Here is a 23,156-nt window from a genome sequence, read left to right on the forward strand (position 1 = left end):
TGGGAGGGAAAAAATGAAACTGGGCACGTGGATCAAGGGTTTTAGCGGCAGCGTCTGCGGGGCGGCCCTGCTGCTTTGCGGCACGTTCGGGGCGCAGGCGGACAGCTTCCTGCTGCGCATGGGCGGCGGGCACACCACCGGCCTGACCTATATCGCCACCTATGACACGTTCTTCGCCGAGGAGGTGCAGAAGCGGGTCAAGGAGCGCACGGGTCACGACATCCGCTTCATCAAGGCCTGGGGCGGCAGCGTCGCCAAGGTCGACGGCGCCGTCGAGGCGGTGCAGCGCGGCACGCTCGACATCGGCCTGTCGCCCATCGGCTTCGAGCAGTCGCGCGCCGCCCTGCTGAACTACAGCGCCATGGTGCCCTTCACCACGTCCGACCCGGTGCTGCAGGGGCGCGTCGCCTCGCGCATGCTGGCCGAGGTGCCGAGCCTGCAGGAGAGCATGGAGCCCTACAACGCCCATATCCTGTCGATGATGGTCACCGAGGCCTACGGCCTTGCCACCAGCTTCGACTGGACGGCGATCGACGAGCTCAAGGGCCGGCGCATCGCCATGGCCGGCACCAACGCGCCGCTCTTCGTGCCCATCGGCGCCGTCCCGGTCAATCTCGGCATCGGCGAGCACTACCAGGCGATGCAGACCGGCCTTGCCGAGGGCAGCCTGTTCTTCATCTCCGGCATGGAGGCCTTCCAGCTGAAGGAAGTCTCCTCGACCTTCACCCGGACCGGCTTCGGCTCGCTGGCGACCTTCGTCTCCTTCATGAACAAGGACACCCGCGAGCGGTTGCCCGAGGACGTGGTGGCGATCATCGACGAGGTGGCCGCCGAGGCGGCGGTGATCGTTGCCGAGCGGAGCGCCGAGCGCGACCGCCAGCTCGCCGAGAAGCTCGCGGCCGAGGGCATCACCGTGCGCGATCTCTCCGACGAGCAGCGCGCGCGCTGGGCGAGGGCGGTGGCTGACATTCCGGTGACCTCGATTGCCGGCCTGGAAGATCGCGGCTATCCCACCGCGGAGGTGCTGAGGACCTATATCCGGATCCTCGGCGAGGAAGGCTACACCTTCCCGACGGACTACCAGTTCTGAGTGGCGGTTACCGGCCGGGCTTTCAGTCCGGCCGGCTGCCGTCCGGTGCCGTCCGTCCAACAGGTGGAAAGACATGGAACGCTTCATCAACCGGGCGTCGAGCCTGCTGGCGGATCTCGGCAGCCTCGTCGTCTATCTCTGTGCCGGGCTCATCGTCTATGACGTGTGCGCCCGTCTTGCCTTCGGGCGCCCCTTCGCCGGCACGGCCGACCTCGTTGCTATCGCCCTGGTTCTCGTCACCTTCCTGCAGGCCATGAAGGCGCTGCTGCAGGATCGGCTGCTGCAGATGACGCTGCTTTTGGAAAAGCTGCCGGGCGCGGTGCTGAAGCTTGCCATGACGGTTGCCAATCTGGTCGGCGCGGCGCTGTTCCTGTGCCTTGCCGCGATCTCCGTCGAACCCATCGAGCAGGCCTACCGGACCCACGATTTCTTCGGCACCGATGCATTCCGCGTCACCGCCTGGCCAGTGCGCCTTGTGGTCGCGCTGCTGTGGTGCATGCTGGCGGTCGCCTTCCTGAGCAAGGCCCGCTCCGTCCTGCGGAGGACCGCGCGATGATCGAACAGACCGCGGTCATCGCCCTTGGCCTCATCTTCGTGCTGGCGCTGGCCGGCGTGCATATTGCTCTGGCTTTCCTCATCGGCTCGACCGTCGGGCTCTACCTGCTGTTCCAGGACTGGTGGATGACGCTGGGCCTGTTGCAGCAGACGGCCTTCGACGGCATTCGCGACTACAATCTGATGGTGATCCCGCTGTTTGCGGTGATGGGCCTGCTGATCGCCCGCTCGGGCGCGGCGACAGACCTCTTCTCCGCTGCCAACCGCACCTTCTCCCGCGTGCCGGCGCGCCTTGCGGTGGCAACGGTCGCGGGCAACGCCTTCTTCGCGGCGGTGACCGGCGTCGGCGTCGCGGCGGCCGCCACCTTCAGCCACATCGCCTATCCCTCGATGCAGGCAGCCGGCTATCGCCGCAGCTTCGCCGCCGGCTGCATCGCCGGGTCGTCGGTGCTGGGTCTCCTGATCCCGCCGTCGGTCTTCATGATCGTCTGGGCGATCCTGACGGAGCAGTCCATTGGCCGGCTGTTCGCGGCCGGCGTCCTGCCGGGCATCGCGCTGGCCGTGCTCTTCGCGCTCTATTGCGTGGTGCGGGCGATCCGCAATCCGCAGATCGTGCAAGCCGAGACCGCCGTTGCGCCGGAAAGCGCGCCGCGTCCCGATCCGGTCGGCATCTTCGGCATTCTGGCGATCATCGTCGTCACGCTCGGCGGCATCTGGGGTGGCTTCTTCACCCCGACGGAGGGAAGCGCCGTCGGCCTTGCCGGTGCGCTTTTGCTGTCCCTCGCCAAGGGCATGAGCCGGAGTGCCATCGTCGAGGCGACCCGCGAGGCGGGCATGGTGGTGACGCCGATCATGCTGCTTTTGCTGGGCGCGGCGATGTATTCCAAGCTTCTGGCGCTTGCCGGCATCCCGCAGGTGGTGGGCATGCTGTTCGAGACGATGGAGCTCGGGCCCACCGGCACGGTGCTGGTGATGGCGGCGATCTGGCTGGTGCTCGGCTGCTTCGTCGACAGCATCTCGATCATGCTGCTGACGGTGCCGCTGTTCTGGCCGATCGCGCAGGCGATGGGCATCGACGCGGTGGTCTTCGCCATCGTCGGCATCCTGGTGATCGAGGCCGGCGTGCTGACGCCGCCCTTCGGCATCGGCGCCTTCGTGGTGCTGGCGGCGATCCCGGACAAGCAGCTGCGCCTGTCCGAGGTGTTCCGCGGCCTTGCGCCCTACTGGATCATGATCCTCGGCATCGCCGTCGCGGTCTATGTGTTCCCGCCGCTGGCGACGCTGGTGCCCTCGCTGCTCTGAATATGCGGCGCGGCGGTCCTGTCACCGCCGCGCCGCCTGTCCTTGCTTCTCAGCTGCCGCTGGCGATGACGGTCTGGCGCTGGGCGCCGAGCTTTTCCACCGACAGCTCCACCACATCGCCCTCGCGCAGGAAGCGCGGCGGGGTAAAGCCGAGGCCGACGCCCTCCGGCGTGCCGGTGGCGATGATGTCGCCGGGCATCAGCCGCATGAAGCGCGACATGTAGGAGATGATCGTGGCAACGCCGAAGATCATGTCCGAGGTCGAACTGTCCTGCATTTTCTCGCCGTTGACCGACAGGGTGAGGGCAAGGTCCTGCGGATCCCCCACCTCGTCCGGCGTCACCAGCCAGGGGCCGATGGGACCGAAATTCGGGGCGGACTTGCCCTTGATCCACTGGCCGCCGCGCTCGATCTGGAAGGCGCGCTCGCTGACATCGTTGATCGTGCAACAGCCGGCGACATGGGAGAGGGCATCGGCTTCCTCGACATGCTCGCAGACCCGGCCGATGACGATGCCGAGCTCCACTTCCCAGTCGGTCTTGACGGAGCCCTTCGGCAGGATGATCGGGTCGTTCGGCCCGCAGATGCAGGACGTCGCCTTGGAAAACAGCACCGGCTCGGCCGGTTCCGGGTTGTTGGTCTCGCGGGCGTGGCGGGCATAGTTCAGTCCGACCGCGAAGAAGTTGCGCGCCGCACCGACGCAAGGCCCGATGCGGGTGCCGGCCGGGACTTGCGGCAGCGCGGCAAGGTCGGTGCCCTTGAGCCGCTCCAGCGTCTCGCAGGAAAGCGTTTCCGGCGTGAAATCGTCGATGAGGCCGGAGAGATCGCGGATCGTGCCGGTGTCGTCGAGGCAGCCGGGCTTTTCCGCGCCTGCCAGTCCAAAGCGGAGAAACTTCATGGGTCGTCCTTTCGGGTCTTGAAACGGGATGCGTGCGCTGCCGGCAGCACTCAGGCGGGGCGCAGGATCATGTCGGCGGCCTTTTCGGCGATCATCACCACGGGCGTTGCCGTATTGCCGGAGACGATGCGCGGCATGATCGAGGCATCGACCACGCGCAGGCCCTTCAAGCCGCGCAGGCGCAGCTGCGGATCGACCACGGCCTGCTCGTCGACGCCCATGCGGCAGGTTCCGACGGGGTGGAAGATGGTCGTGCCGATGTCGCCGGCCGCGTGGATCAGCTCGGCATCGGAGACGATCTCCGCGCCCGGCAGCGCCTCTTGCGGCGCGTATTTGCGCAAGGCCGGCATGGTCATCAGCTTGCGGGCATGCAGCAGCGAGCGGCGGGCGATCTCGCGGTCGCCGGCCGTCGTCAGGTAGCGCGGCGCGATCCGCGGTGCGGCCCCCGGCGCATCGCCGGCGATGTGCACGCTGCCCCGGCTTTCGGGACGCAGGTTGCACACCGACACGGTGACCGCCGGATAGGGGTGCAGCGGCTCGCCCAGCCGGTCGGTCGACAGGGGCTGGATGTGATACTCCAGATCCGGCGTTGCCTGGTCCGGGCCGCTGCGGGTGAAGATGCCGAGCTGGCTCGGTGCCATCGACAGCGGGCCCGAGCGGCTCCACAGATATTCCGCCGCCATGGATATCTTGCCGGTCAGCGAGTTGGCGATCTGGTTCAGCGTCAGCGCGTTTTCGACGCGGAAGACCATGCGCAGCTGCAGGTGGTCCTGCAGGTTCTCGCCGACCTCCTCCATGTGCCGCACGACGTCGATGCCGGCGTCCTTCAGCCGCGCGCCCTGGCCGATGCCGGAGCGCTCCAGCAGCGCCGGCGAGTGGATCGCGCCCGCCGCCAGCAGCACCTCGCCGCGCGTGCGCGCCTCGCTCCGCCTGTTGCCGCGGGTAAAGGCCACGCCGGCCGCGCGTCCGTCCTCAACGAGGATGCGCTCCACCTCGGCATGGGTGAGAAGGCGCAGGTTGGGGCGCTTGAGGGCGGGCTTCAGGAAGGCGCGGGCGGCGCTCCAGCGCCGTCCGTTCTTCTGGTTGACCTCGAAATAGCCGGCACCCTCGTTGTCGCCGGCATTGAAGTCGGTGCTGCGGGGAATGCCCATTTCCGCCGCCGCCGTCTGCACGTCCTCCAGCAGCTGCCATTTCAGCCGCTGGCGCGCGACCTTCCACTCGCCGCCCTCGCGGTGCAGCCGGCCGTCGCCGCCCGGCCGGTCTTCCGAGCGCAGGAAATGCGGCAGCACATCCTGCCAGCTCCAGCCTGTGTTGCCGAGCGCGGCCCAGCCGTCATAGTCGGCGGCCTGTCCGCGCATGGAGATCATGCCGTTGATCGAGCTGCAGCCGCCCAGCACCTTGCCGCGCGGATAGGCGAGCGAGCGGCCGTTCAGCCCGTCCTCGGGCTGGGTGCGCAGCATCCAGTCCGTGCGCGGATTGCCCATGCAGTAGAGATAGCCGACCGGGATGTGGATCCAGGGATAGGTGTCCCGGCCGCCGGCCTCCAGCAGCAGGACGCGGGTGCGCGGGTCTTCGCTCAGGCGGTTGGCGAGCACGCATCCGGCGGTTCCCGCGCCAATGATGATGTAGTCGTAGTCGCCGTCGAGAGTGGACGTCATGAAGGTATCCGAAGGGGCTGTGTTGCAGGCGGTGCGAGGCGGCTCAGTAGAGGGCAATGCCCGGGAAGAGGATCAGGATCGCCACCGCCAGGACCTGCAGGCAGATGAAGGGCACCAGCGAGCGGAAGATCTCGCCGAGCGATATCTCCGGCGGCGTCACGCTCTTGAGATAGAAGGCGGCCGGACCGAAGGGCGGCGTCAGGAACGACACCTGCATGTTCATGGCGAAGAGCACGCCGAACCAGACCGGGTCGTAGCCGAGGCCGATCACGATCGGCACGAAGATCGGCATGGTCAGCAGCGCGATGCCGACCCAGTCCAGGAACATGCCCAGCACGAAGAGGATGCCCATCATCAGCAGGATGATGACGGTGGGCGAGTCCGAGACGCCGGTGATCAGCGAGGAGATGAAGCGGATGCCGCCCATCAGATTGTAGACGCCGACCAGCGCGCTGGCGCCGATGCCGATCCACATGATCATGCCGACGGTCGCCAGCGTGTGCATGGCCGCGTCGAGCAGCATGGAGAAGGAGAACTCGCGCCGCAGGATCGTCGAGACGATGACGCCGGCAACGCCGATGGCCGAGGCCTCCGTCACCGAGGCGATGCCGCCGTAGATCGAGCCGAGCACCACCGAGACGACGAGCACAGGCAGGACGAGGCCGCGCAGCAGCGGCAGCATTTCCGAAAGCGACGGGCGCTCGTCGGGGGGCGGGGGCGCGACCGTGGGATCGGTGTAGGAGCGGAACAGGATGTAGCCGATATAGAGGCCGGCCAGCATGAAGCCCGGCACGAAGGCGGCGGTGAACAGCTCGCCGACCGAGACGTTGGCGGTCAGGCCGTAGATGATCAGCACGATGGAGGGCGGCACCATGGTGCCGAGCGAGCCGCCGGCACAGACGACGCCGATGGCCAGGCGCCGGTCGTAGCCCAGGCGCAGCATCTGCGGCAGCGCGACGAGGCCGAGCAGCACGATCTCGCCGCCGATGATGCCACTCATCGCCGCCAGGATCACCGCGACGAAGACGGTCTGCACCGCCACGCCGCCGCGCAGGCGCCCGCCGACGAGCTTCATGGCGTCGAACAGGTCGCGGGCGATGCCGGAGCGGTCGAGGATCGCCGCCATCAGCACGAACATCGGCACGGAGACGAAGACGAAGGAGGAGACGAAGGAATAGACGCGGCTGGTGATCAGCGGCACGGAGTTGGGGCCGAACCAGCCGATGGCGAAGACCAGCGCCACCAGCAGGGTGACCAGCGCCAGCGGCATGCCGGTCAGCAGCAGCACCACCAGCAGGGCGAACAGCACCACCGTGCCGTATTCGATGCCGAGCGCCTTCAGGTTCAGGCCGAGGTCGAGAAGGTCAAGCATCGGTCTGCCTCTCAGGCCTTGCAAGGCCGCGCAGGTAATTGAAGGTAAGGACCAGGAACTGGAGGCTCATCGTCACGAGGACGACGAACAGGAACACTTTCAGCACCGCCGGGGCGGGCGAGTTCCAGGCGCTGCCGCTGGTTTCCAGCGCGAAGCTGCCGTCGGGGCGGTAGACCGCCTTCCTCGCCATCAGCCAGGCGGCCCAGGCGAAGAACAGGCTGGCCCCGAGACAGGCGAGGGAGATCAGCACGTCGAGCAGGTTGCGCAGGCGCGGGCCTACCAGGTCGTAGATCAGCACCACGCGGATATGGCTGTTGCGGGCCACGCAGTAGAGGCCGCCGAAGATGAAGGTGAGGGCGCTGAGGAAGGTCGTCGTCTCGTGCGCCCAGGTGGTCGGCGAGTTGAAGACGTAGCGCAGGAAGATCTCCAGCACGAGCACCGCCATGGCAATGATGATGCCGACGGCGAAAAGGCGCGCGATCCGGGTGATCGCCCAGCCGAGCCGTCCGGCTTCCGGCAGGTGTTCGAGCCGCCTGGCGGGAGGGCTGGCGATGCCGGCGATGTCGGGACGCGGGTCCGGGGCTTCGGACATGGGGTGCCACTCCGCTCTGGTGCACGGTGCTGTCGGGACGTTGTCTTGCGCATCGCCCGGGCGCGCGGTCGGCGCGCCCGGGTCATGCGGGCCTTGCCTCAGTTCAGCAGGCCCTGGCTCTTCAGGTAGGTCGTCAGCGTATCGTAGACCTTGCGGGCATTGTCCGAGCGGTCGGCGATCTTGGCCCACTGGTCCATGGCGATGGTGCGGAAGCGCGCGCGCTCCTCGGCCGGCCAGTTATGGACGGTGATGTTCGGATCGGCGGAGGCTTCGGCGAAGGTCTTCAGGTCGTTCATCGACAGGATGGCGACGGAGTCCTGCGCGAAGTCGCGGACCGACACGGTGAGGATCGCCTGCAGGTCGGCCGGCAGGGCGTTCCACTTGTCGAGGTTCATCGACACCTCGACCAGCGGCATGGAGTGGAAGCCGGGATAGACCGGGTGCGGGGCGACCTTGTGCAGGCCCTGCTGGTGGTTGGTCGAGAACACGGTGGAGTCCGCGGCATCGATCACGCCCTTGTCGAGCGCGGTGTAGACCTCCGAATAGGGAAGGTTCACCGGCACGGCGCCGGCCGCGGCGAAGACTTCCTGGATCAGGCCTTCGGGCGCGCGGACCTTCAGGCCCTTGAGGTCGTCGACACCGTCGAGCGGACGGGCGGAGACGAAGCCCTCAAGGCCCGTCGTGGTGGCGCCGATGAAGCGCAGGCCATAGGGGTTTTCCAGCTCGTTCATCAGCTCGTGGCCGCCGCCATAGTTGATGAAGCGGAACATCTCGTCGGGCGACGACCAGGCGCCGGTCGGGTTGGCGATCAGGCCGAAGGCCGGGTCCTTGCCGGAGAAGTAGCTGACGTCGGTGATGTGGCCGTCGAGAATGCCGGCGCCGACAGCGTCCTGCGTCTCGTTGTATTCGACGACCGCGCCGACCGGCAGCAGCTCGATCACGAGACGGCCGCCGGACATTTCCTTCACCCGCTCGGTCCAGGCCTGCTGGATGGCGAAGTTCGGGTTGCCGGCCGGGTCGACCGACTGGAACTTGAACTCGAACTCCTGTGCCAGGGCGCCGGTGCCGGCCAGAAGGCCGGTCGCCAGGATGGCGGTTGCAAGCGTCTTTCTCATGGTTTTCCTCCCAGGGCGGACATGTTTGTCATGATCCCATGTCCTTGGATCGTGTCGCGGGTGTTTCCCGCGCAGTCTGCCACGTCAGGCGACGCCGCTCAGCGGTGTCGCGACAGGCGAATTCACCAGGTTGCGCAGCCGTCCCTCGCGCAGGAACTGCATGGCCGTCTCCACCGACAGGCGGCGGGCATCGGCGACGCTTTCCGGGCTGGACCAGGCGGCATGCGGGGTGACGAACAGGCGCTCCCCGACGATGGGGTCGGCACCGTTCGCATAGGCAAGGGCGATGGCGTCCGCGGGCGAGGGCGGCTCGACCGGCAGCACGTCGATGCCGGCGCCGGCGATGGTGCCCTTGCGCAGGGCCTCGAGCAACGCGTCCATGTCGATGATGGCGCCGCGGGCGGTGTTGATCAGCACCGCGTGCGGCTGCATCTGCGCCAGGCGCTCCGCATTGATCATCTTCAGCGTCTGCGGGGTCAGCGGGCAGTGCAGGCTGACCACGTCCGCCTGCGCCAGCAGCTCCTCCAGCCGGTCGCAGCGGTCGACGCCGGCTGCGATCTCCGTGCCGCGCGAGACCAGCGGGTCATAGGCGAGCACGCGCATGCCGAAGGCCTTGGCCCGCAGCGCCGCGGCGATGCCGATGCGGCCCAGTCCGACGACGCCGAAGGTCTTGCCCCTCAGGCGGGCGAGCAGCGGGGCGCGGGCATGGTCGAAGCCCTCCTGCGGCGAGGCCATCAGGTTGCGGTGATAGGAGCCGATGCCGCGGCGCAGGGTCAGCATCAGGGCGATGGCGTGGTCGGCCACCTCGCTGGTGCCGTAGTCGGGGGTGTTGCAGACCGGGATGCCGGCAGCCGCCGCCGCGTCCAGGTCGATATGGTCGAAGCCGACGCCGGCCCGCACGATGATGCGGCAACGCTCCAGCCGGGCGATCATTTCGCGCGTCACCGGCATCTCGTGCCACACCACCATCGCATCGCAGCCGCGCAGCACCGCATCCGGCAGCCGGTCGAAGCTGCGCTCCCGGTGGATGTCCCAGTCGACCTCGTCGCCCGCCGTCGCCCTCTCGATCAGGGCGTCGTCCGGGTATTGGGCGTCGGGGGTCAGCAGGCGAAGGCGGGACATGGGGAACCTCTTGGAGTTCTCGAGACGCGATTGGTTGTTGACGTTTCTATTCTAGAATTCTAGAATTTCATGGAATGTCAAACGGTTTTTATCGCGCTTGAAAAAGTCCGGAAATCAGGTGATCTCAGGCTTGTTCATCCGCGATGGGACTGCGACCGGACCGGGAAGGAGAGAGCTTTGTCACTCACTCAGGAGGCCTGCGAGCGGCTGCGCGATGCCATCGTGTCGGGCAAGTTCGAGTTCGGCGAGCGGCTGTCGGAAGAACAGATCGCCCGGGCCCTGGGCATGAGCAAGGCGCCGGTGCGCGCGGCCTTCATGGATCTGCGCGACATGGGGCTCGTCACCATCGTGCCGCAGGCGGGCACCTATGTGGTCACGCCCTCGCGGCAGGATGTTGCGGAGATGAGCCGCTTTCGCGCGATGCTGGAGCGCGAGGCGCTGCAGGACGCGCTGGCGCGCGACCCGGACGCGCTGGTGCACCGGCTGAACGGGGCTATCGCGCAGATGCAGCACGCCATCGAGGTGGGCGAATGGTGGCTCTACAGCCGGGCCGACAGCGCCTATCACCGGGTCATCCTGCAGATGGCCGGCAACCGCTTCCTGGAAAAGGCCTATGACCTCACCGCCACGGCGCTGGAGGCGCTGCGCGCGCGGCTGCAATCGGGCGAGGGCAATTTCTGGAGCCGGTCCTTCGCCGAACATGTGGAGATGCGCGATCTCATCGTGCGCCGCGAGTTCGATGCGGCCCATGCCCTGCTGCGCGAGCATATCCTGGTGATCAACCGCTCGCTCGCCCTGCCCGAGAACGGGCTGCAGGCGGGGCCGTCCGCGCGGCAGAAGGGCAAGCGGCGTTCGGACGAGGAGTGCCTGGCGGCGCTGTCCGCCCCCGTACTTCCTTAGGTCGGCGCTGCCGCAAGGCAGCTTCGCCGCCGCCCTAGCGCGAGGCAGGCGGCTCCGCGATCGCGTATTTCTCGATCATCGCTTCCAGATAGGCGATCGCCTCGGCGCCCTTGAGGGCGTCGCCCCACAGGCGTTCGGCGATGTCCTCGTGCAGGCTCATCGCCTCGGCGGCGGAGGTGATCAAGGCCACGCCAAGGCGCACATTCGGCTGCTCGCCGAGCCGGAACGGGCTGATCGCCAGCACCGAGCGGTTGGTCTGGCGGAAGATCTGGAAGCTGGTTGCCGGCACCGGGCCGCGCACGATGCCGATCTGGATGCCGATGGGCTGGTCGCGCAGCATCGACAGCAGATACTCGGCCTCGCGCCGCGCCATCAGCCGGCGATGGTCGGTCGTCTCCGGCGACAGGTCGTGCCGGCCGATCAGCCCGTGCAGCAGGAACCGCTCCAGGTCGGCCGAGGAGATCAGGCTGACGATCAGCGGCCGGCGCAGGCGGAAGGCGTCCTTTCGCGCATGCAGGATCTCCAGCAGGCGTTCCACCGCCTCCGCCGCCTCGCCCGAAGGATCCGTGCCTTCGGGAATCGATTCGAGCAGCACCTCCTTGAGGATGTCGTCGTAGCCGTCGGAGGTCAGCAGGTAGGACATCGGGCTGAACAGGCCGATGATCTGCTGGCAGTCGTCCTCCAACTGGCGCATGCGCTCGAAGAAGCCGATGGAGGTGCTGACATATTCCACCCCGACGCCCAGCAGGCTGGGCAGCGACACGCCCAGTTCGTCGGCGATGGAGGTGAGCATCTCGATCTTGCGGATCTCGCCCTTCTCGGCCCGGTAGAGGGCGGCGCGGGAGATGCCGAGCTTTTCCGCCAGGACCTCCGGCGTCAGGCCCTTGCCGAGGCGATGAGCCCTCAGCCTTGCGCCTATGTCGCTGAACCGGATGGGGTCTTCGTCCTGGGTCAAATCGGGGTCCCGTGGGCTTGGGCGCGGGCTGTGCCGGCGCGGTGGCCGGTCGACCGGAGCGGGCCGTTCAATTCCTGGTATGATAATCAGTTCTTGGATGAATTGTCCAATTGTCTCATTTTTGAGATGAGTCGTTGACAGCATCCGGATCGCTCAATACGCTATTCCCTTCCGCGCCTGTATCGCGCCAAGAAACAAAAGCGTATCCAGTGCCTGTTAGCCTTAGAGGTGGAGCCCTATGACACATACTGTTCGTAATCTGGCCGCGACGGCCGTGCTCGCCGTCGCTGGCGTCGCCTTCTCGGCCGGTGCCTTCGCGGCGGATTTCGTCGCCAAGATCGGCCATCTGGAGTCGACCCAGCAGTCCCGCCACGTGCACCTGGAAAAGGTCGCGGCACTGGTCGCCGAGCGCACCAACGGCGCCGTCGAGTTCCAGATCTTCCCGCAGGGCCAGCTCGGCCAGCAGCGCGAGATGACCGAGGGCGTGCAGCTCGGTTCGCTTGAGGCGACCGTCGCTCCGGCTGCCTTCCTCGGCGGCTTCAACCCGGTCGTGTCGATCCTCGACATTCCCTTCCTGCTGCCGGAAGACGATGCCAAGGCCCAGGAGCTGCGCACCGGCCCGTTCGGCAAGGCGCTCTGCGAGTCCTTCCAGAGCCGCGGCGTCGAGTGCCTGATGCTCTGGCCGAACGGCCGTAAGAACTTCTCCTCCAGCAAGCCGCTGGCGAGCATGGAAGACTTCTCCGGCCAGAAGTTCCGCGTGATGGATTCCAGCATCCTGATCGAGCAGTTCAAGGCGGTCGGCGCTTCGGCCATCGCGCTGCCCTTCGGCGAGCTCTACACCTCGCTGCAGACCGGCGTCGTCGATGCCCAGGAGAACCCGCTCGACACCATCCGCGCGATGAAGTTCTACGAGGTGCAGAAGTACCTGGTGCTCTCCAACCACGGCGCGATGGAGGACGTGATCCTCTTCAACCCGACCTTCTGGGCCGGTCTGCCGGAAGAGTACCGCACCATCATCACCGACGCTTTCGCCGAGGTCATCCCGGACCTGATCGCCCACAAGAAGGCCTCCGTCGCCTCCTCGCTGGAAGAGATCAAGGCAGCCGGCGTCGAGGTGCGCGAGCTTTCGGCCGAGGAGAAGGCCGCGTTCCGCGATGCCATGTATCCGGCAGCCCGTAACGCCTACATCCAGGGCGCCGGCGAGGAAGGCCTCGAGCTGGTGAACCTGTACGAGCAGGAATACGCTACGGTTACCAAGTAACCGTTGGCGTTGCCCGCGGGCGCGGCCCGGACCGCGCCCGCAGGCAGGCTCGTTGCCTGCCGATCTTGGGGGGACATCTTTCTGCCTGCCGCAACCGGTGCCCTGAGGCTCCATGGCGGCGCGGGCAGGGCAAGCCCCCTAGCTTTTTTCTGCCGCTGTCCGCGGCGGACACGCGGCCCAGGATGCCGCCCGTTCCTGCCTTCCCGTTCTCCGCTCGCGGCGGGCGAAGGCGATCCGGGCCGTATCGGCCGGCGTCAGTACCGACCTGGTTGTCCGCGCGGTTCGGACCGCGCCCGCAGGTATCGTCCTGATCACCGTCCGGCGGAGGACGGGATGGCCCTTGCGGCGGATGTCTGGAGCAAATCTATGCGCAGTGCTCTTTCGGTCCTGCGCACCGTCGAACGGTGCGCACTCGTCTCGATTTTTCTGACGATGGCGGGGCTCTACTTCGTCAACGTCCTGGTTCGCGCCTCGGGCAGTCCCCTTGCCTCCAGCCTCGGCTGGATCGAGGAGGCGGTCCGCCTGATGAACCTCTATCTGGTCTTCCTCGCGCTCGGCTATGCGCTCGAGATCGGCCGGCACGTCGCCGTCGATACCTGGCGCACGCGCATCGCCGAGGCGACCCACCTGCCGGTCCAGCGCATCATCGATGCCGTCGGCTTCCTCTTCTCGCTCTATCTCGTCTGGCTCGCCTGGAAGATGACGCTGTTCGTCTTCGGGTCCGGCCAGAAAAGCCCGACCCTGGGCCTCAAGATGGGCTGGATCTATGTCGCGCCCCTGGTCGGCTTCGGGCTGCTTGCCCTGCGCTACCTGCTGAGCTTCCTCGGGCTGATCGATCGCACGCCGGCACGGGAGGCCGACGAGGCATGATTCTTCTCTTCCTCATCGTTGCGCTTGCCGTGGTGCTGCTGATCGCGGGCTTCGAGATGTTTCTCGTGCTCGGCGTGCCGGCGCTTCTGGTCAAGCAGTTCTTCTACGGCACCCTGCCGGATCCGGTCGTGGTGCAGAAGATCGTCGGCGGCATCAATCATTCGACGCTGCTCGCCATTCCCTTCTTCATCCTGGCGGCGGAGCTGATGGGCGAGGGCCAGATCGCCCGCCGTCTCACCAGCCTCGTCCAGTCGCTGCTCGGCCATCGCAAGGGCGGCATCGGCTACACCATCGTCGGCGGCTCGATGGCCTTCGGCTCCGTGTCCGGCTCGGCGCCGGCGACGGTGGCGGCGATGGGCCGGCTGGTCTATCCGGAAATGCGCAAGGCCGGCTTCAGCGACAAGTTCTCGCTCGGCCTCATCGCCTCCAGCGCCGAGACGGCGCTGCTGATCCCGCCGTCGATCACCTTCATCATCTACGGCTGGATGACCGGCACCTCGGTCGCGCGCCTGTTCGTCGCCGGCATGGCGGTCGGCCTGGTGCTCGGCCTCGTCTTCGCCATCATGGTCGCCATCGAGGCGCGGCGCGCCGGCGTTGCGGCCGGCGAGCGCACCTCCTGGGGCGAGCGTATGCGCGCCGTGGCGCATTCCGGCTGGGCGCTCGGCATGCCGGCGATCATCCTCGGCGGCATCTATTCGGGCGTCTTCACCCCGACCGAGGCCGCTGCCGTCAGCGTCGTCTACGCCATCTTCGTCGAGATGGTGGTGTTCCGCGAGCTGACCTTGAAGAAGCTGTTCAAGGTGACCGAGCGGGCGGCGGTGTCCACCGCCATCATCTTCATCCTGCTGGCGCTCGGCGGCCTGCTCTCCTACTTCATCACGCTGGCGCAGATCCCCGGGCAGATCCTGGAGTTCCTGGCTGCCGTCGATGCGGGACCGATCGTCTTCCTGCTGGTGGTCAACGTCGTCTTCCTGATCGCGGGCATGTTCATCGATCCGAATTCGGCGCTGCTGATCCTCGTGCCGCCGCTCTACCCGGTGGCGATGGCGATGGGCATCGACCCGGTGCATTTCGGCATGATCGTCACGCTGAACATCTCCGCCGGCATGATCACGCCACCCTTCGGGCTCGATCTGTTCGTGGCGTCCTCGACGCTCGGCAAGCCGGTGATGACGATCATTTCCGGCATCTGGCCCTTCGTGATCGCCAATCTCGTGGCCCTCGGGATCATCACCTACATCCCGTCGATCTCCACCTTCCTGCCCAATCTGGTGTTCGGATGACCAGCGTTCTGACAAGACCCGCGTCCGCCCTCGGCGGACGGCCGCAACCCGTTGTCTTCGAGCGGGACCTCGACGTGCTCTCCAACGATCCGGTCAACGGCGAGTACATGCGCCTTGTCCTGGCCGCCCCGCGCGAGATGCTCGACCTGTGCCGTGCCGGCCAGTTCTTCAACCTGCTGTGCCCGGTGCTCGGCGGCGAGACGCCCTATCTGCGCCGGCCGATGAGCATCTACGGCTTCTATCCCGAGCGCGGCGAGCTGCATTTCCTCTACAAGGTGGCAGGCGCCGGCACCCGGGCGCTGGCCCAGCTGCGCGAGGGCGATGCGCTCAACGTCATGGGTCCGCTCGGCCAGGGCTTCCGCATCGACGACGACTGGCAGCGGCTGGTGCTCGTCGCTCGCGGCGTCGGCCTTGCAACGCTCGCGCCGCTGGCGCTGGAGGCCAACCGCCTCGGCCGCCATCTGACCGCGATCTGCAGCGCCCGCCATCCGGACCTGTTGATGTCCATCGACTATTTCCGCGAGCTGGGGGCCGAGATCGTTCCGGTCACCGACGCGGAAGGCACCTCGTCGCTCGAGCATCTGGAGACGGTGATCGAGGAGCGGATCGCGGATCCCGGCATCGATGCCTTCTACACCTGCGGCTCCAACCGCCTGCTGACCCTGTTGCAGCGCATCGGCAAGCGCCACGGCATTCCGGGCGAGATCGCGCTGGAGCAGCAGATGGCCTGCGGTCTGGGCATGTGCCACTGCTGCGTGCGCCCGTTCCGCAAGGGCGACAAGACCGTGCAGCTGCGCGTGTGCCGCGAAGGTCCCGTCTTCGATATCCAGGAGGCCATGCCATGGTAGACCTGTCCGTCGACATCGCCGGCTTGACGCTGAAGAACCCGATCATGCCGGCTTCGGGCACCTTCTCGGAGGAGCTGGCCGAAGTCTTCGACATCGAGTGCCTCGGCGCCCATGTCACCAAGACGATCACCCGGGGCCTGCGCGACGGCAATCCGACGCCGCGCGTGTGCGAGGTCGGCTCGTCGATGCTCAATTCCATCGGCATCCCGAGCAAGGGCGTCGGCGCGTTCCTCGACAAGGTGGTGCCGTTCTACCAGGCCTACGAGACGCCGCTGGTCGTCTCGATCTCCGGGAACACGGCGGACGAGTTCGCTCGCCTGTGCTCGGAAGTGACGGTGGAGGGCGTTGCCGCCATCGAGGTCAACATCTCCTGTCCGAACATCGAGGAAGACGGCAAGGCCTTCGCCATCCGTCCCTCCTCGACTTACGACGTGATGCAGAAGCTGCGCGCGGCGACGCATCTGCCGCTGTGGGCGAAGCTGACGCCGAACACCGGCGAGACGCCGGAAGTGGCGCGCGCGGCGCAGGAAGGCGGCGCCGACGCGCTGGTCGTCGCCAACACGCTGCTGGCCATGGCCATCGACATCCGCACCCGGCGCCCGAAGCTCGGCAACCTGATGGGCGGCCTGTCGGGCCCCTCGCTGAAGCCCATCGCCCTGCGCATGGCCTATCAGTGCGCCAAGTCGACGACCATTCCGGTGATCGGCTGCGGCGGCATCTCCACCGCCGAGGACGTGATCGAGTTCCTCATCGCCGGTGCCACCGCCGTGCAGGTGGGCACCGCCACCTTCATCAATCCGACCGCGATGGTGACCGTCATCGCCGAGCTGGAGCGCTATCTGGAGCGCGAGAAGCTCTCGTCCGTCCGCGACCTGATCGGCACGCTGATCGACGAGGAGCAGAAGGAGGGCGTCGTGTTCATGGAGGCAGCACCGTGACCGCGCTGAGGAAGTCCGGGGCCTACGACCGCGCCGAGGAGCTGCGCCTTGCCGGCTTCCTCTTCGACGAGATCGCACGCATGTCGCCGGATGTGGAAGGCGTCAGCCGTCCGGCCTTTTCCGACATCGAGACCAGGGCGCTGTCCTTCCTGGAGGACTTCGCCCGCCGCGAGGGGCTGGAGGTCTGGTACGACGCCGGGCTCAACGCCAATTTCTGCCTGCCGGGCGACCGCGATGCGGAGCGCTACACGGTCATCGGTTCGCATGTCGACAGCGTTCCCTTCGGCGGCAATTTCGATGGTCTTGCCGGTGTCGTCGCCGGTCTGCTGTGCCTTGTGCGGGCGCGGCGCGAGGGGGCCAAGTTCGCCTTCCCGGTGCATGTGCTTGCCATGCGCGGCGAGGAAAGCGCCTGGTTCGGCCCGTGCTACATCGGCTCCAAGGCGCTGACCGGCACGCTGTCCGCCTCCGACCTTGCCGCCCGCCACAAGGGCGACGGCCGCACGCTCGATGCCCATATGGAAGCCATCGGCATCGACATGGAGCCGGTGCGCGCCGGAAAGCCGCTGATCGACCTGTCGCGGATCGAGGCTTATCTCGAGGTGCATATCGAGCAGGGGCCGCTGCTGATCGGCAAGGCGGTTCCGGCCGCCGTGGTGTCGGGCATTCGCGGCAACATCCGCTATCGCTCCCTGCGCTGCATCGGCGAGGCCGGCCATTCGGGCGCCGTGCCGCGCGCCTTCCGCCGCGATCCGGTGCTGGCCATGGCCGACCTCCTGGTGCGGCTCGACGAAAGCTGGGCAACGATTCTCGCCAAGGGCGACGATCTGGTGCTGACCAGCGGCATCGTCGGCACCGACCCGGAAAAGCACGCGATGACGCGCATTCCCGACCAGGTGTCCTTCAGTCTCGACATCCGCAGCCAGAGCGCCCGGGTGCTGGACGAGATGCGCGACCTGCTGAAGACGGAGATGGCGCAGATCGAGCGGGACCGGAAAGTGCGGTTCGAGCTCGACGAGGAGTTGCGCGTTGCCCCCGCCCTGTGCGATGCCGGTCTCGTCGCGCGCCTGAGCAAGGCCATGGAGACAGTCGGCCAGGAGCCGTTCGTGATGGCGAGCGGCGGCGGACACGATGCGGCGGTCTTCTCGGCCGCCGGCGTGCCGGCCGGCATGGTCTTCGTGCGCAATCGCAACGGCTCGCACAATCCGCAGGAGGCGATGGAGCTGCCCGATCTCCTTTCCGCCACCGATATCGTCCATCAATATCTTATGGTTGCGCCATGACACAGCTGACGATCCGGACGCCCGACGACTGGCATCTCCACCTGCGCGACGGGGCGATGCTCGCCGGCGTCCTGCCGCACAGCTCCGCCGATTTCGCGCGTGCGATCATCATGCCGAACCTCGTGCCGCCGGTGGTCACCACCGCCCAGGCGGAAGGCTATCGCCAGCGCATTCTCGCCGCCCTGCCCGAGGGGCACGACTTCACGCCCTTGATGGTGCTCTACCTGACCGAGGGCACCGAGGCCGACGATGTCGAGGCGGGCTTTCGCAGCGGTCTCGTCAAGGCGGTGAAGCTCTATCCGGCCGGCGCCACCACCAATTCGCATGGCGGCGTGCGCGACTTCTCCAAGGTCACCGCGGTGCTGGAGCGCATGGCCGAGATCGGCCTGCCGCTTTGCGTGCACGGCGAGGTGACCGATCCCGGCGTCGACATCTTCGACCGCGAGGCGGTGTTCCTGGAAAAGGTGCTCGATCCGCTGCGCCGGCGCATTCCGGGCCTGCGCGTCGTGCTGGAGCATGTGACGACGCGCAACGGCGTCGAGTATGTGCGTTCGCAGGAGAAGGATCTCGCGGCGACGATCACGGTTCACCACCTGATGATCAACCGCAACGCCATCTTCGCCGGCGGCATCCGCCCGCACTACTACTGCCTGCCTGTCGCCAAGCGCGAGGAGCACCGGCTGGCGCTGCGCGAGGCCGCGACCTCGGGCGACGCGCGCTTCTTCCTCGGCACCGATTCGGCTCCGCATGTGGATCCGGCGAAGGAATGCGGCTGCGGCTGCGCCGGCATCTACACCGCGCCGAACGCGATGGCCTGCCTTGCCCATGTCTTCGAGGAGGAGGGCGCGCTCGACAAGCTCGAGGCCTTCGCCTCGCTCAACGGGCCGGCCTTCTACCGCCTGCCGCCGAACGAGGGCCAGCTGGTGCTGGAAAAGCGCGAGGAGCCGGTCCCGGTGCCGGACAAGGTGGTGACGGGCGATGGCACGGTCACGGTTTTCGATCCCATGGTGCCGGTCCGCTGGACGGTCGCGGCCCGCAGGTCGTAAAGGCCGGCAGGAAGCCGGCCACAGTCCTCTTCAAGGGAGAGCGTAATGTTCATTGAGGTTGCCAATGGTCTGAACGAGCACAGCGCGAGCGTGCGGAGCTTCGAGGCGTGCGCGCGCGAGGCTCGTGAGCGTATCGCCGGCGAGCCGGAGCATGCCGTCGCCTGGCTGCTGGTGTCGCGCGCGGCCCAGGCTTTCGTCGATGCCTATGACGACCAGCCGCTGACGCTCGACGTCGCCGGCCAGGCGCTGGAGCAGTTCCGCGATCTGCTGCAAACGCTCGAGACCGCCTATGCGGGCGGCTCCGCCGAGGCCAAGGTCGAGGCGCTGAACAAGATCGCGCTGCGTCTCAACGCCATGTGATCCTGACGGGCCGGCCGCTCGCGCCGGCCCGATCCCTTCCGTTTTTCGGCACTGCGGATCAGGAGCGGCCGTCGGCGGCGGTCGTCGCCCCGGCAGGGACATCCGCATCCTTTGCCGGGTTGCGCTTGCCCTGCTTGCGTTTCTCCGCTGAGCGCAGGACATACTCGCTCGCCAGCAGCGTCGGCAGGCCGAGCGCCAGCGGCACCAGAAAATACACCAGGCGAAACACCAGCAATGCCCCGACGGCTTCCGCGCCGGGCTGCAGATAGAGCACGGTTGCCTCCAGCACGCCCAGCCCGCCCGGCACGTGGCTGATCAGCGAGGCGAGAATGCCGATCACGTAGATCGCCGCCACCTCCAGATAGTTCACTTCCGACGTTGCGGCGAGCAGCTGGTGCAGGCAGGCGGCGACGCAGGCATAGTTGGCGGTGCCCGCCACCACCTGGCCGATGGCCAGCGGCAGCGGCGGCAGCGTCAGCGACCATTTGCGGACCGACAGTTCGCCGCGCACGAAGGCGGAGAGGACGATCCAGGCCAGGGGCAGCGACAGGCAGACGACCGCCATGCCTTTCAGTTCGGGTCCGTTGACGCCCATCAACCCTTCCGCCGTCGAGGGATAGAGCAACAGGGCCAGCCCGCCCATCGTCGCAAGTCCGAGGCCGACGGTGATGCCGCAGAACAGGATCACCTTGGCGACGTCCCCGACGCTGAGACCCCAGCGCGCATAGAAGCGATAGCGGATCGCGCCGCTGGACAGGGCCGCGACCCCGACATTGTGGCCGATCGACAGGGCGGTGAAGGAGGTAAGCGCGGTGCGGTGCCAGGCGAGCGGCTTGCCGGCATAGCGCACGGCCAGCCAGTCGAAAAAGCTGAGGCAGAGATAGGAGGCGGCGGCAAAGGCGAAGGCGCGGGCAAGATGCGCGGCCGGAATGGCGCGCACCGACTCGATGATCTCGTCGAGCGAATATTGGCTGAGCGTGCGGTAGAGCAGATAGGCCGCGATGCCGATCGCCACCACGATCACCAGGCGAAGCAACAATCGGGAGATCGGCATGGGGGCCCTTTCTGACAGGTCTTCTCGGGCGGATCCCTTGCGGCATCCCCGCTTTTCTCTTTCCCTGCGTCGGCAGGGCGCAAACGGGTCCGCCCCGGGCCGGTACAGGGTGTTGAGCTGCGGCCCGGGGCGGTTCGGCATGAGTTGCCGGCCATCCGTCCCGCCGGGCCTGCCGGCGGTGCGGATGGTCCTTCTGGCGCTGCGGGCGGCGCGCGCAAGGCTTGCCGCTCGCGGGCAAGGAGCCGGCAGGCCCATGCCGAAAGTCAGGCGCCGGGGCGCGTTCGCCGGCGGGGGAACACCTCCTCCTGCCGTGTGTCGGGGATCAGGTTCCCGACGGGTCGTTCCCGGCTTGCCGTTGTCCTTGTCACGCCCGTCACCGCCGGGCCGTGCGAAATGCGAACGCCTCTCGGCGGCGTTTGTTCCCTCGATATGTCGCCTCTCGTCCGCTTTTGCCGCGGGCAGGGGAAAAGGTCCGTCCGCTGCCGGGTGCGAGGGGCCGGCGTCATGAGGGCGGAGGGGCCTGCCGCGCGCGGGGCGCACCGGCGGTCCCGCCACCCAGCGCGGCGAGAAAAGCCTCCAGCCAGGCGCGGGAATCCTGCCGCATGACATGGTCGAGCAAGGCCGCGTGCCGGCGGCGGCGTTCCGCCAGCGGCATGGTCAGCGCCTCGTAGAGCTTCCGCGCCATCTCGTCGATGTCGTAGGGGTTGACGATCAGCGCCTCGCGCATCTCCTCCGCCGCGCCGGCAAAGCGCGACAGGACGAGGACGCCGGGGTCTTCCGGGTCTTGCGCGGCCACGTATTCCTTGGCGACCAGGTTCATGCCGTCGCGCAAGGGCGTGACGAAGCCGACCTGGCTGCCGCGCATCAGGGGGGCCAGCTTGGCGCGGTCGACGCTGCGGTGGATGTAGCGGATCGGCGTCCAGTTGAAGTCGGCGAGCCGGCCGTTGATCGAGCCGACCAGCGCCTCCAGTTCGGCACGGATGTCGCCATAGGCGCCCACTTCCTCGCGGGTCGGCGGGGCGACCTGCAGATAGGTCACCGATTTTTCCAGCTCCGGATGCTGGCTCATCAACCGGTCGAACGCCTTCAGCCGCTCCGGCAGGCCCTTGGAATAGTCGAGCCGGTCGACGCCGATGATCTGGCGCCGGCCGAGCACCTTCCGGCGCATCAGGTCGATCTGCACCTCCTCGTCCGCCTGGCGGGTCATGGCGGCGAAGCCCTTGGCATCGATGCCGATGGGGAAGCGGTCGATCACCACCGTGCGGGTGCCGACGCGAAACCGGGTGTCGTCCAGCTGCACGGCGGAGCTGTGCTCGGCGAGATAGGCCTTCAGATTGCCGGCATCCGTATGGGTCTGGAAGCCGATCACGTCGTAGTCGAGCAGCGCCTCGACCAGCTCGCCATGGTGGGGCGCGGCAAAGAGGATGTCGGGCGAGGGGAAGGGGATGTGCAGGAAGAAGCCGATCCGCTGGCGGCAGCCTTCCTTGCGCAGGCACCGGGCGAGCGGGATCAGGTGATAGTCGTGCACCCAGATAAGGTCGTCGTCCTTGAGCAGGGGCGCGAGCTGGCGCGCGAAGGTCTCGTTGACCCGCTGGTAGCCCTCGTAAAAGGCCGGCCGGTAGTCGACGAGGTCCAGCCGGTAGTGGAAGAGCGGCCACAGCACGCTGTTGGCATAGCCGAGATAGTAGTCGGCGACGTCTTCCGGCGACAGCGGCACGGTCACCTGTTCGGCCGGGCCCACCCGCTCCACATGCACCTCGCCGCCGGTCACCCCGTCCGGCGCGCCGTTCCAGCCGAACCAGATGCCTTCGCGCTCCTTCAGCGTCTCGGCGAGCCCGACGGCGAGGCCGCCGGCCTGTCCGGTGTTGCGCAGGTTCGCGACCCGGTTGGAGACGATGACCAGCCGGCCGGCCGGCGCGTCCCTGCCGATGCTCTCCAGCTGCGCGGACGCATCCGGCATGGCGGCCGCGCCTGTTGGCGGCAGCGGGCTATGGCTCCGCAAAGGGGAGGCTGGAGAGTGCGTCAGTGGGGTCATGGAGCGAAGCTTCCTGCTGGAGCTGGCGGATATCCCGTCGCACGACCAACGCCGCCGGAAGCCGTTTTGTTCCGCCCCGACGGCGCAGGGCGGAGGAACCTTGTGCGTCCCCGGCGGGTTGGTAAGGCAGACGGGGCGGCGCGCGCTGCGGATCGGCCCGGTCTTTCGCAATCAGCCTTGAGGAGACGCACCATGGATCCGCTGAAGAAACCCGCCCGTCCGGCAGACGAGGCGCTGCGGGACGAAGCCCCGCAGCTGGAGCAGCAGGACTGGGAAGAGCTGGAAGGCGCAGCGCCCTTCACCGATCGGGTACCGGCGGATGCGAACGGGCGCCCGCTTCCCGAGCTGCCCCCGTCAGAGCCGGATGGCGAACTGCCCGGCGAGGAGGCCGACAACCCCTATCAGCGCAGCGACGAGGCCCTGCCGGACGATGAGGCCGAAGCGGTGATCCGCCGCAATCCCTCGCGGGAAGGCGGGCGTTTCGACGAGGTTTGAGGACGCGAACCGCGGCCGAGATGGAACAACCCGGCCGGTCGCGGCGTTGAGTGGACAGTTCAGCAACGAGGAGACATTCCGTGCATAGCATCATCTATCTCGTCGGCCTCATCGTGGTCGTGCTCGC

The 23,156-nt window shown here is 67.5% G+C and carries 22 protein-coding genes; 13 read left to right on the plus strand and 9 right to left on the minus strand.

The features are described from left to right. Positions 1 to 13 precede the first annotated feature (13 nt). From dctP to ACVJ6E_RS14655, 3 genes are all read left to right on the plus strand, one after another. On the plus strand, positions 14 to 1,090 hold the full coding sequence (gene dctP / locus ACVJ6E_RS14645; RefSeq protein ID WP_158592707.1) for a TRAP transporter substrate-binding protein DctP: 1,077 nt from the start codon (positions 14 to 16) through the stop codon (positions 1,088 to 1,090). A gap of 73 nt (positions 1,091 to 1,163) precedes the next feature. After that, complete coding sequence (locus tag ACVJ6E_RS14650) at positions 1,164 to 1,646, plus strand: TRAP transporter small permease (RefSeq protein WP_120269445.1); 483 nt, start codon at positions 1,164 to 1,166, stop codon at positions 1,644 to 1,646. After that, the gene (locus ACVJ6E_RS14655; protein WP_120269444.1) at positions 1,643 to 2,947 is read left to right on the plus strand and encodes a TRAP transporter large permease; all 1,305 of its coding nucleotides are present in this window, start codon (positions 1,643 to 1,645) and stop codon (positions 2,945 to 2,947) included. The genes ACVJ6E_RS14650 and ACVJ6E_RS14655 overlap by 4 nt, the downstream gene beginning before the upstream one ends. A gap of 49 nt (positions 2,948 to 2,996) precedes the next feature. Here the strand turns inward: ACVJ6E_RS14655 and ACVJ6E_RS14660 are convergent, their stop codons facing one another. From ACVJ6E_RS14660 to ACVJ6E_RS14685, 6 genes are all read right to left on the minus strand, one after another. Next, positions 2,997 to 3,845 (minus strand): fumarylacetoacetate hydrolase family protein, encoded by an 849-nt coding sequence (locus ACVJ6E_RS14660; RefSeq protein WP_120269443.1) that lies wholly within the window; start codon positions 3,843 to 3,845, stop codon positions 2,997 to 2,999. Positions 3,846 to 3,895: 50 nt separating this feature from the next. Continuing rightward, positions 3,896 to 5,503, minus strand: a complete 1,608-nt coding sequence (locus tag ACVJ6E_RS14665) for a GMC family oxidoreductase N-terminal domain-containing protein (RefSeq protein WP_120269442.1) — start codon at positions 5,501 to 5,503, stop codon at positions 3,896 to 3,898. Positions 5,504 to 5,546: 43 nt separating this feature from the next. Further along, positions 5,547 to 6,875, minus strand: a complete 1,329-nt coding sequence (locus ACVJ6E_RS14670) for a TRAP transporter large permease subunit (protein WP_120269441.1) — start codon at positions 6,873 to 6,875, stop codon at positions 5,547 to 5,549. Next, positions 6,868 to 7,467 carry a TRAP transporter small permease subunit gene (locus ACVJ6E_RS14675; protein ID WP_120269440.1) on the minus strand — a complete coding sequence of 200 codons (600 nt, stop codon included), beginning with the start codon at positions 7,465 to 7,467 and terminating at the stop codon, positions 6,868 to 6,870. The genes ACVJ6E_RS14670 and ACVJ6E_RS14675 overlap by 8 nt, the downstream gene beginning before the upstream one ends. A 98-nt stretch (positions 7,468 to 7,565) precedes the next feature. Continuing rightward, a complete protein-coding gene (locus ACVJ6E_RS14680; RefSeq protein ID WP_067219392.1) occupies positions 7,566 to 8,582 on the minus strand; it encodes a TRAP transporter substrate-binding protein in 1,017 nt (338 codons plus the stop codon). Between the two features lie 84 nt (positions 8,583 to 8,666). Then, a complete protein-coding gene (locus tag ACVJ6E_RS14685) occupies positions 8,667 to 9,704 on the minus strand; it encodes a C-terminal binding protein (RefSeq protein WP_120269439.1) in 1,038 nt (345 codons plus the stop codon). A 177-nt stretch (positions 9,705 to 9,881) separates the two neighbouring features. Here ACVJ6E_RS14685 and ACVJ6E_RS14690 point away from each other — a divergent pair, with 177 nt between their 5' ends. Then, complete coding sequence (locus ACVJ6E_RS14690) at positions 9,882 to 10,604, plus strand: GntR family transcriptional regulator (protein WP_158592706.1); 723 nt, start codon at positions 9,882 to 9,884, stop codon at positions 10,602 to 10,604. A 34-nt stretch (positions 10,605 to 10,638) separates the two neighbouring features. Here the strand turns inward: ACVJ6E_RS14690 and ACVJ6E_RS14695 are convergent, their stop codons facing one another. After that, the gene (locus ACVJ6E_RS14695; RefSeq protein WP_199681260.1) at positions 10,639 to 11,559 is read right to left on the minus strand and encodes a helix-turn-helix transcriptional regulator; all 921 of its coding nucleotides are present in this window, start codon (positions 11,557 to 11,559) and stop codon (positions 10,639 to 10,641) included. 238 nt (positions 11,560 to 11,797) lie between these two features. Here ACVJ6E_RS14695 and ACVJ6E_RS14700 point away from each other — a divergent pair, with 238 nt between their 5' ends. The 8 genes from ACVJ6E_RS14700 to ACVJ6E_RS14735 all read left to right on the plus strand — a co-directional run bounded on the left by ACVJ6E_RS14700 (position 11,798) and on the right by ACVJ6E_RS14735 (position 19,445). Then, positions 11,798 to 12,820, plus strand: a complete 1,023-nt coding sequence (locus tag ACVJ6E_RS14700; RefSeq protein WP_120269436.1) for a TRAP transporter substrate-binding protein — start codon at positions 11,798 to 11,800, stop codon at positions 12,818 to 12,820. A 366-nt stretch (positions 12,821 to 13,186) separates the two neighbouring features. Further along, positions 13,187 to 13,690 carry a TRAP transporter small permease gene (locus tag ACVJ6E_RS14705; protein ID WP_120269435.1) on the plus strand — a complete coding sequence of 168 codons (504 nt, stop codon included), beginning with the start codon at positions 13,187 to 13,189 and terminating at the stop codon, positions 13,688 to 13,690. Beyond that, the gene (locus ACVJ6E_RS14710; protein WP_120269434.1) at positions 13,687 to 14,973 is read left to right on the plus strand and encodes a TRAP transporter large permease; all 1,287 of its coding nucleotides are present in this window, start codon (positions 13,687 to 13,689) and stop codon (positions 14,971 to 14,973) included. Before ACVJ6E_RS14705 ends, ACVJ6E_RS14710 begins: the two co-directional genes overlap by 4 nt. Continuing rightward, positions 14,970 to 15,821 (plus strand): dihydroorotate dehydrogenase electron transfer subunit, encoded by an 852-nt coding sequence (locus ACVJ6E_RS14715; RefSeq protein ID WP_120269433.1) that lies wholly within the window; start codon positions 14,970 to 14,972, stop codon positions 15,819 to 15,821. The genes ACVJ6E_RS14710 and ACVJ6E_RS14715 overlap by 4 nt, the downstream gene beginning before the upstream one ends. After that, positions 15,815 to 16,759, plus strand: coding sequence for a dihydroorotate dehydrogenase (locus ACVJ6E_RS14720; protein ID WP_067336119.1), 945 nt, complete (start codon positions 15,815 to 15,817; stop codon positions 16,757 to 16,759). The genes ACVJ6E_RS14715 and ACVJ6E_RS14720 overlap by 7 nt, the downstream gene beginning before the upstream one ends. Next, positions 16,756 to 18,039, plus strand: coding sequence for a Zn-dependent hydrolase (locus tag ACVJ6E_RS14725; RefSeq protein ID WP_199681258.1), 1,284 nt, complete (start codon positions 16,756 to 16,758; stop codon positions 18,037 to 18,039). Before ACVJ6E_RS14720 ends, ACVJ6E_RS14725 begins: the two co-directional genes overlap by 4 nt. After that, the gene (gene pyrC / locus ACVJ6E_RS14730; RefSeq protein WP_120269432.1) at positions 18,036 to 19,085 is read left to right on the plus strand and encodes a dihydroorotase; all 1,050 of its coding nucleotides are present in this window, start codon (positions 18,036 to 18,038) and stop codon (positions 19,083 to 19,085) included. Before ACVJ6E_RS14725 ends, pyrC begins: the two co-directional genes overlap by 4 nt. A gap of 45 nt (positions 19,086 to 19,130) precedes the next feature. Further along, entirely contained in the window at positions 19,131 to 19,445 is a 315-nt protein-coding gene (locus ACVJ6E_RS14735) for a hypothetical protein (protein ID WP_120269431.1), read from the plus strand. 58 nt (positions 19,446 to 19,503) lie between these two features. On the opposite strand, the gene ACVJ6E_RS14740 is transcribed toward ACVJ6E_RS14735, so the two are convergent. Continuing rightward, entirely contained in the window at positions 19,504 to 20,499 is a 996-nt protein-coding gene (locus tag ACVJ6E_RS14740; protein ID WP_120269430.1) for a lysylphosphatidylglycerol synthase domain-containing protein, read from the minus strand. A gap of 502 nt (positions 20,500 to 21,001) precedes the next feature. Continuing rightward, the gene (locus ACVJ6E_RS14745; protein ID WP_120269429.1) at positions 21,002 to 22,459 is read right to left on the minus strand and encodes a trehalose-6-phosphate synthase; all 1,458 of its coding nucleotides are present in this window, start codon (positions 22,457 to 22,459) and stop codon (positions 21,002 to 21,004) included. A gap of 267 nt (positions 22,460 to 22,726) precedes the next feature. Here ACVJ6E_RS14745 and ACVJ6E_RS14750 point away from each other — a divergent pair, with 267 nt between their 5' ends. After that, entirely contained in the window at positions 22,727 to 23,029 is a 303-nt protein-coding gene (locus ACVJ6E_RS14750; RefSeq protein ID WP_120269428.1) for a hypothetical protein, read from the plus strand. Positions 23,030 to 23,156: the final 127 nt, after the last annotated feature.

This window comes from Stappia sp. G46H5W (assembly GCF_058448995.1).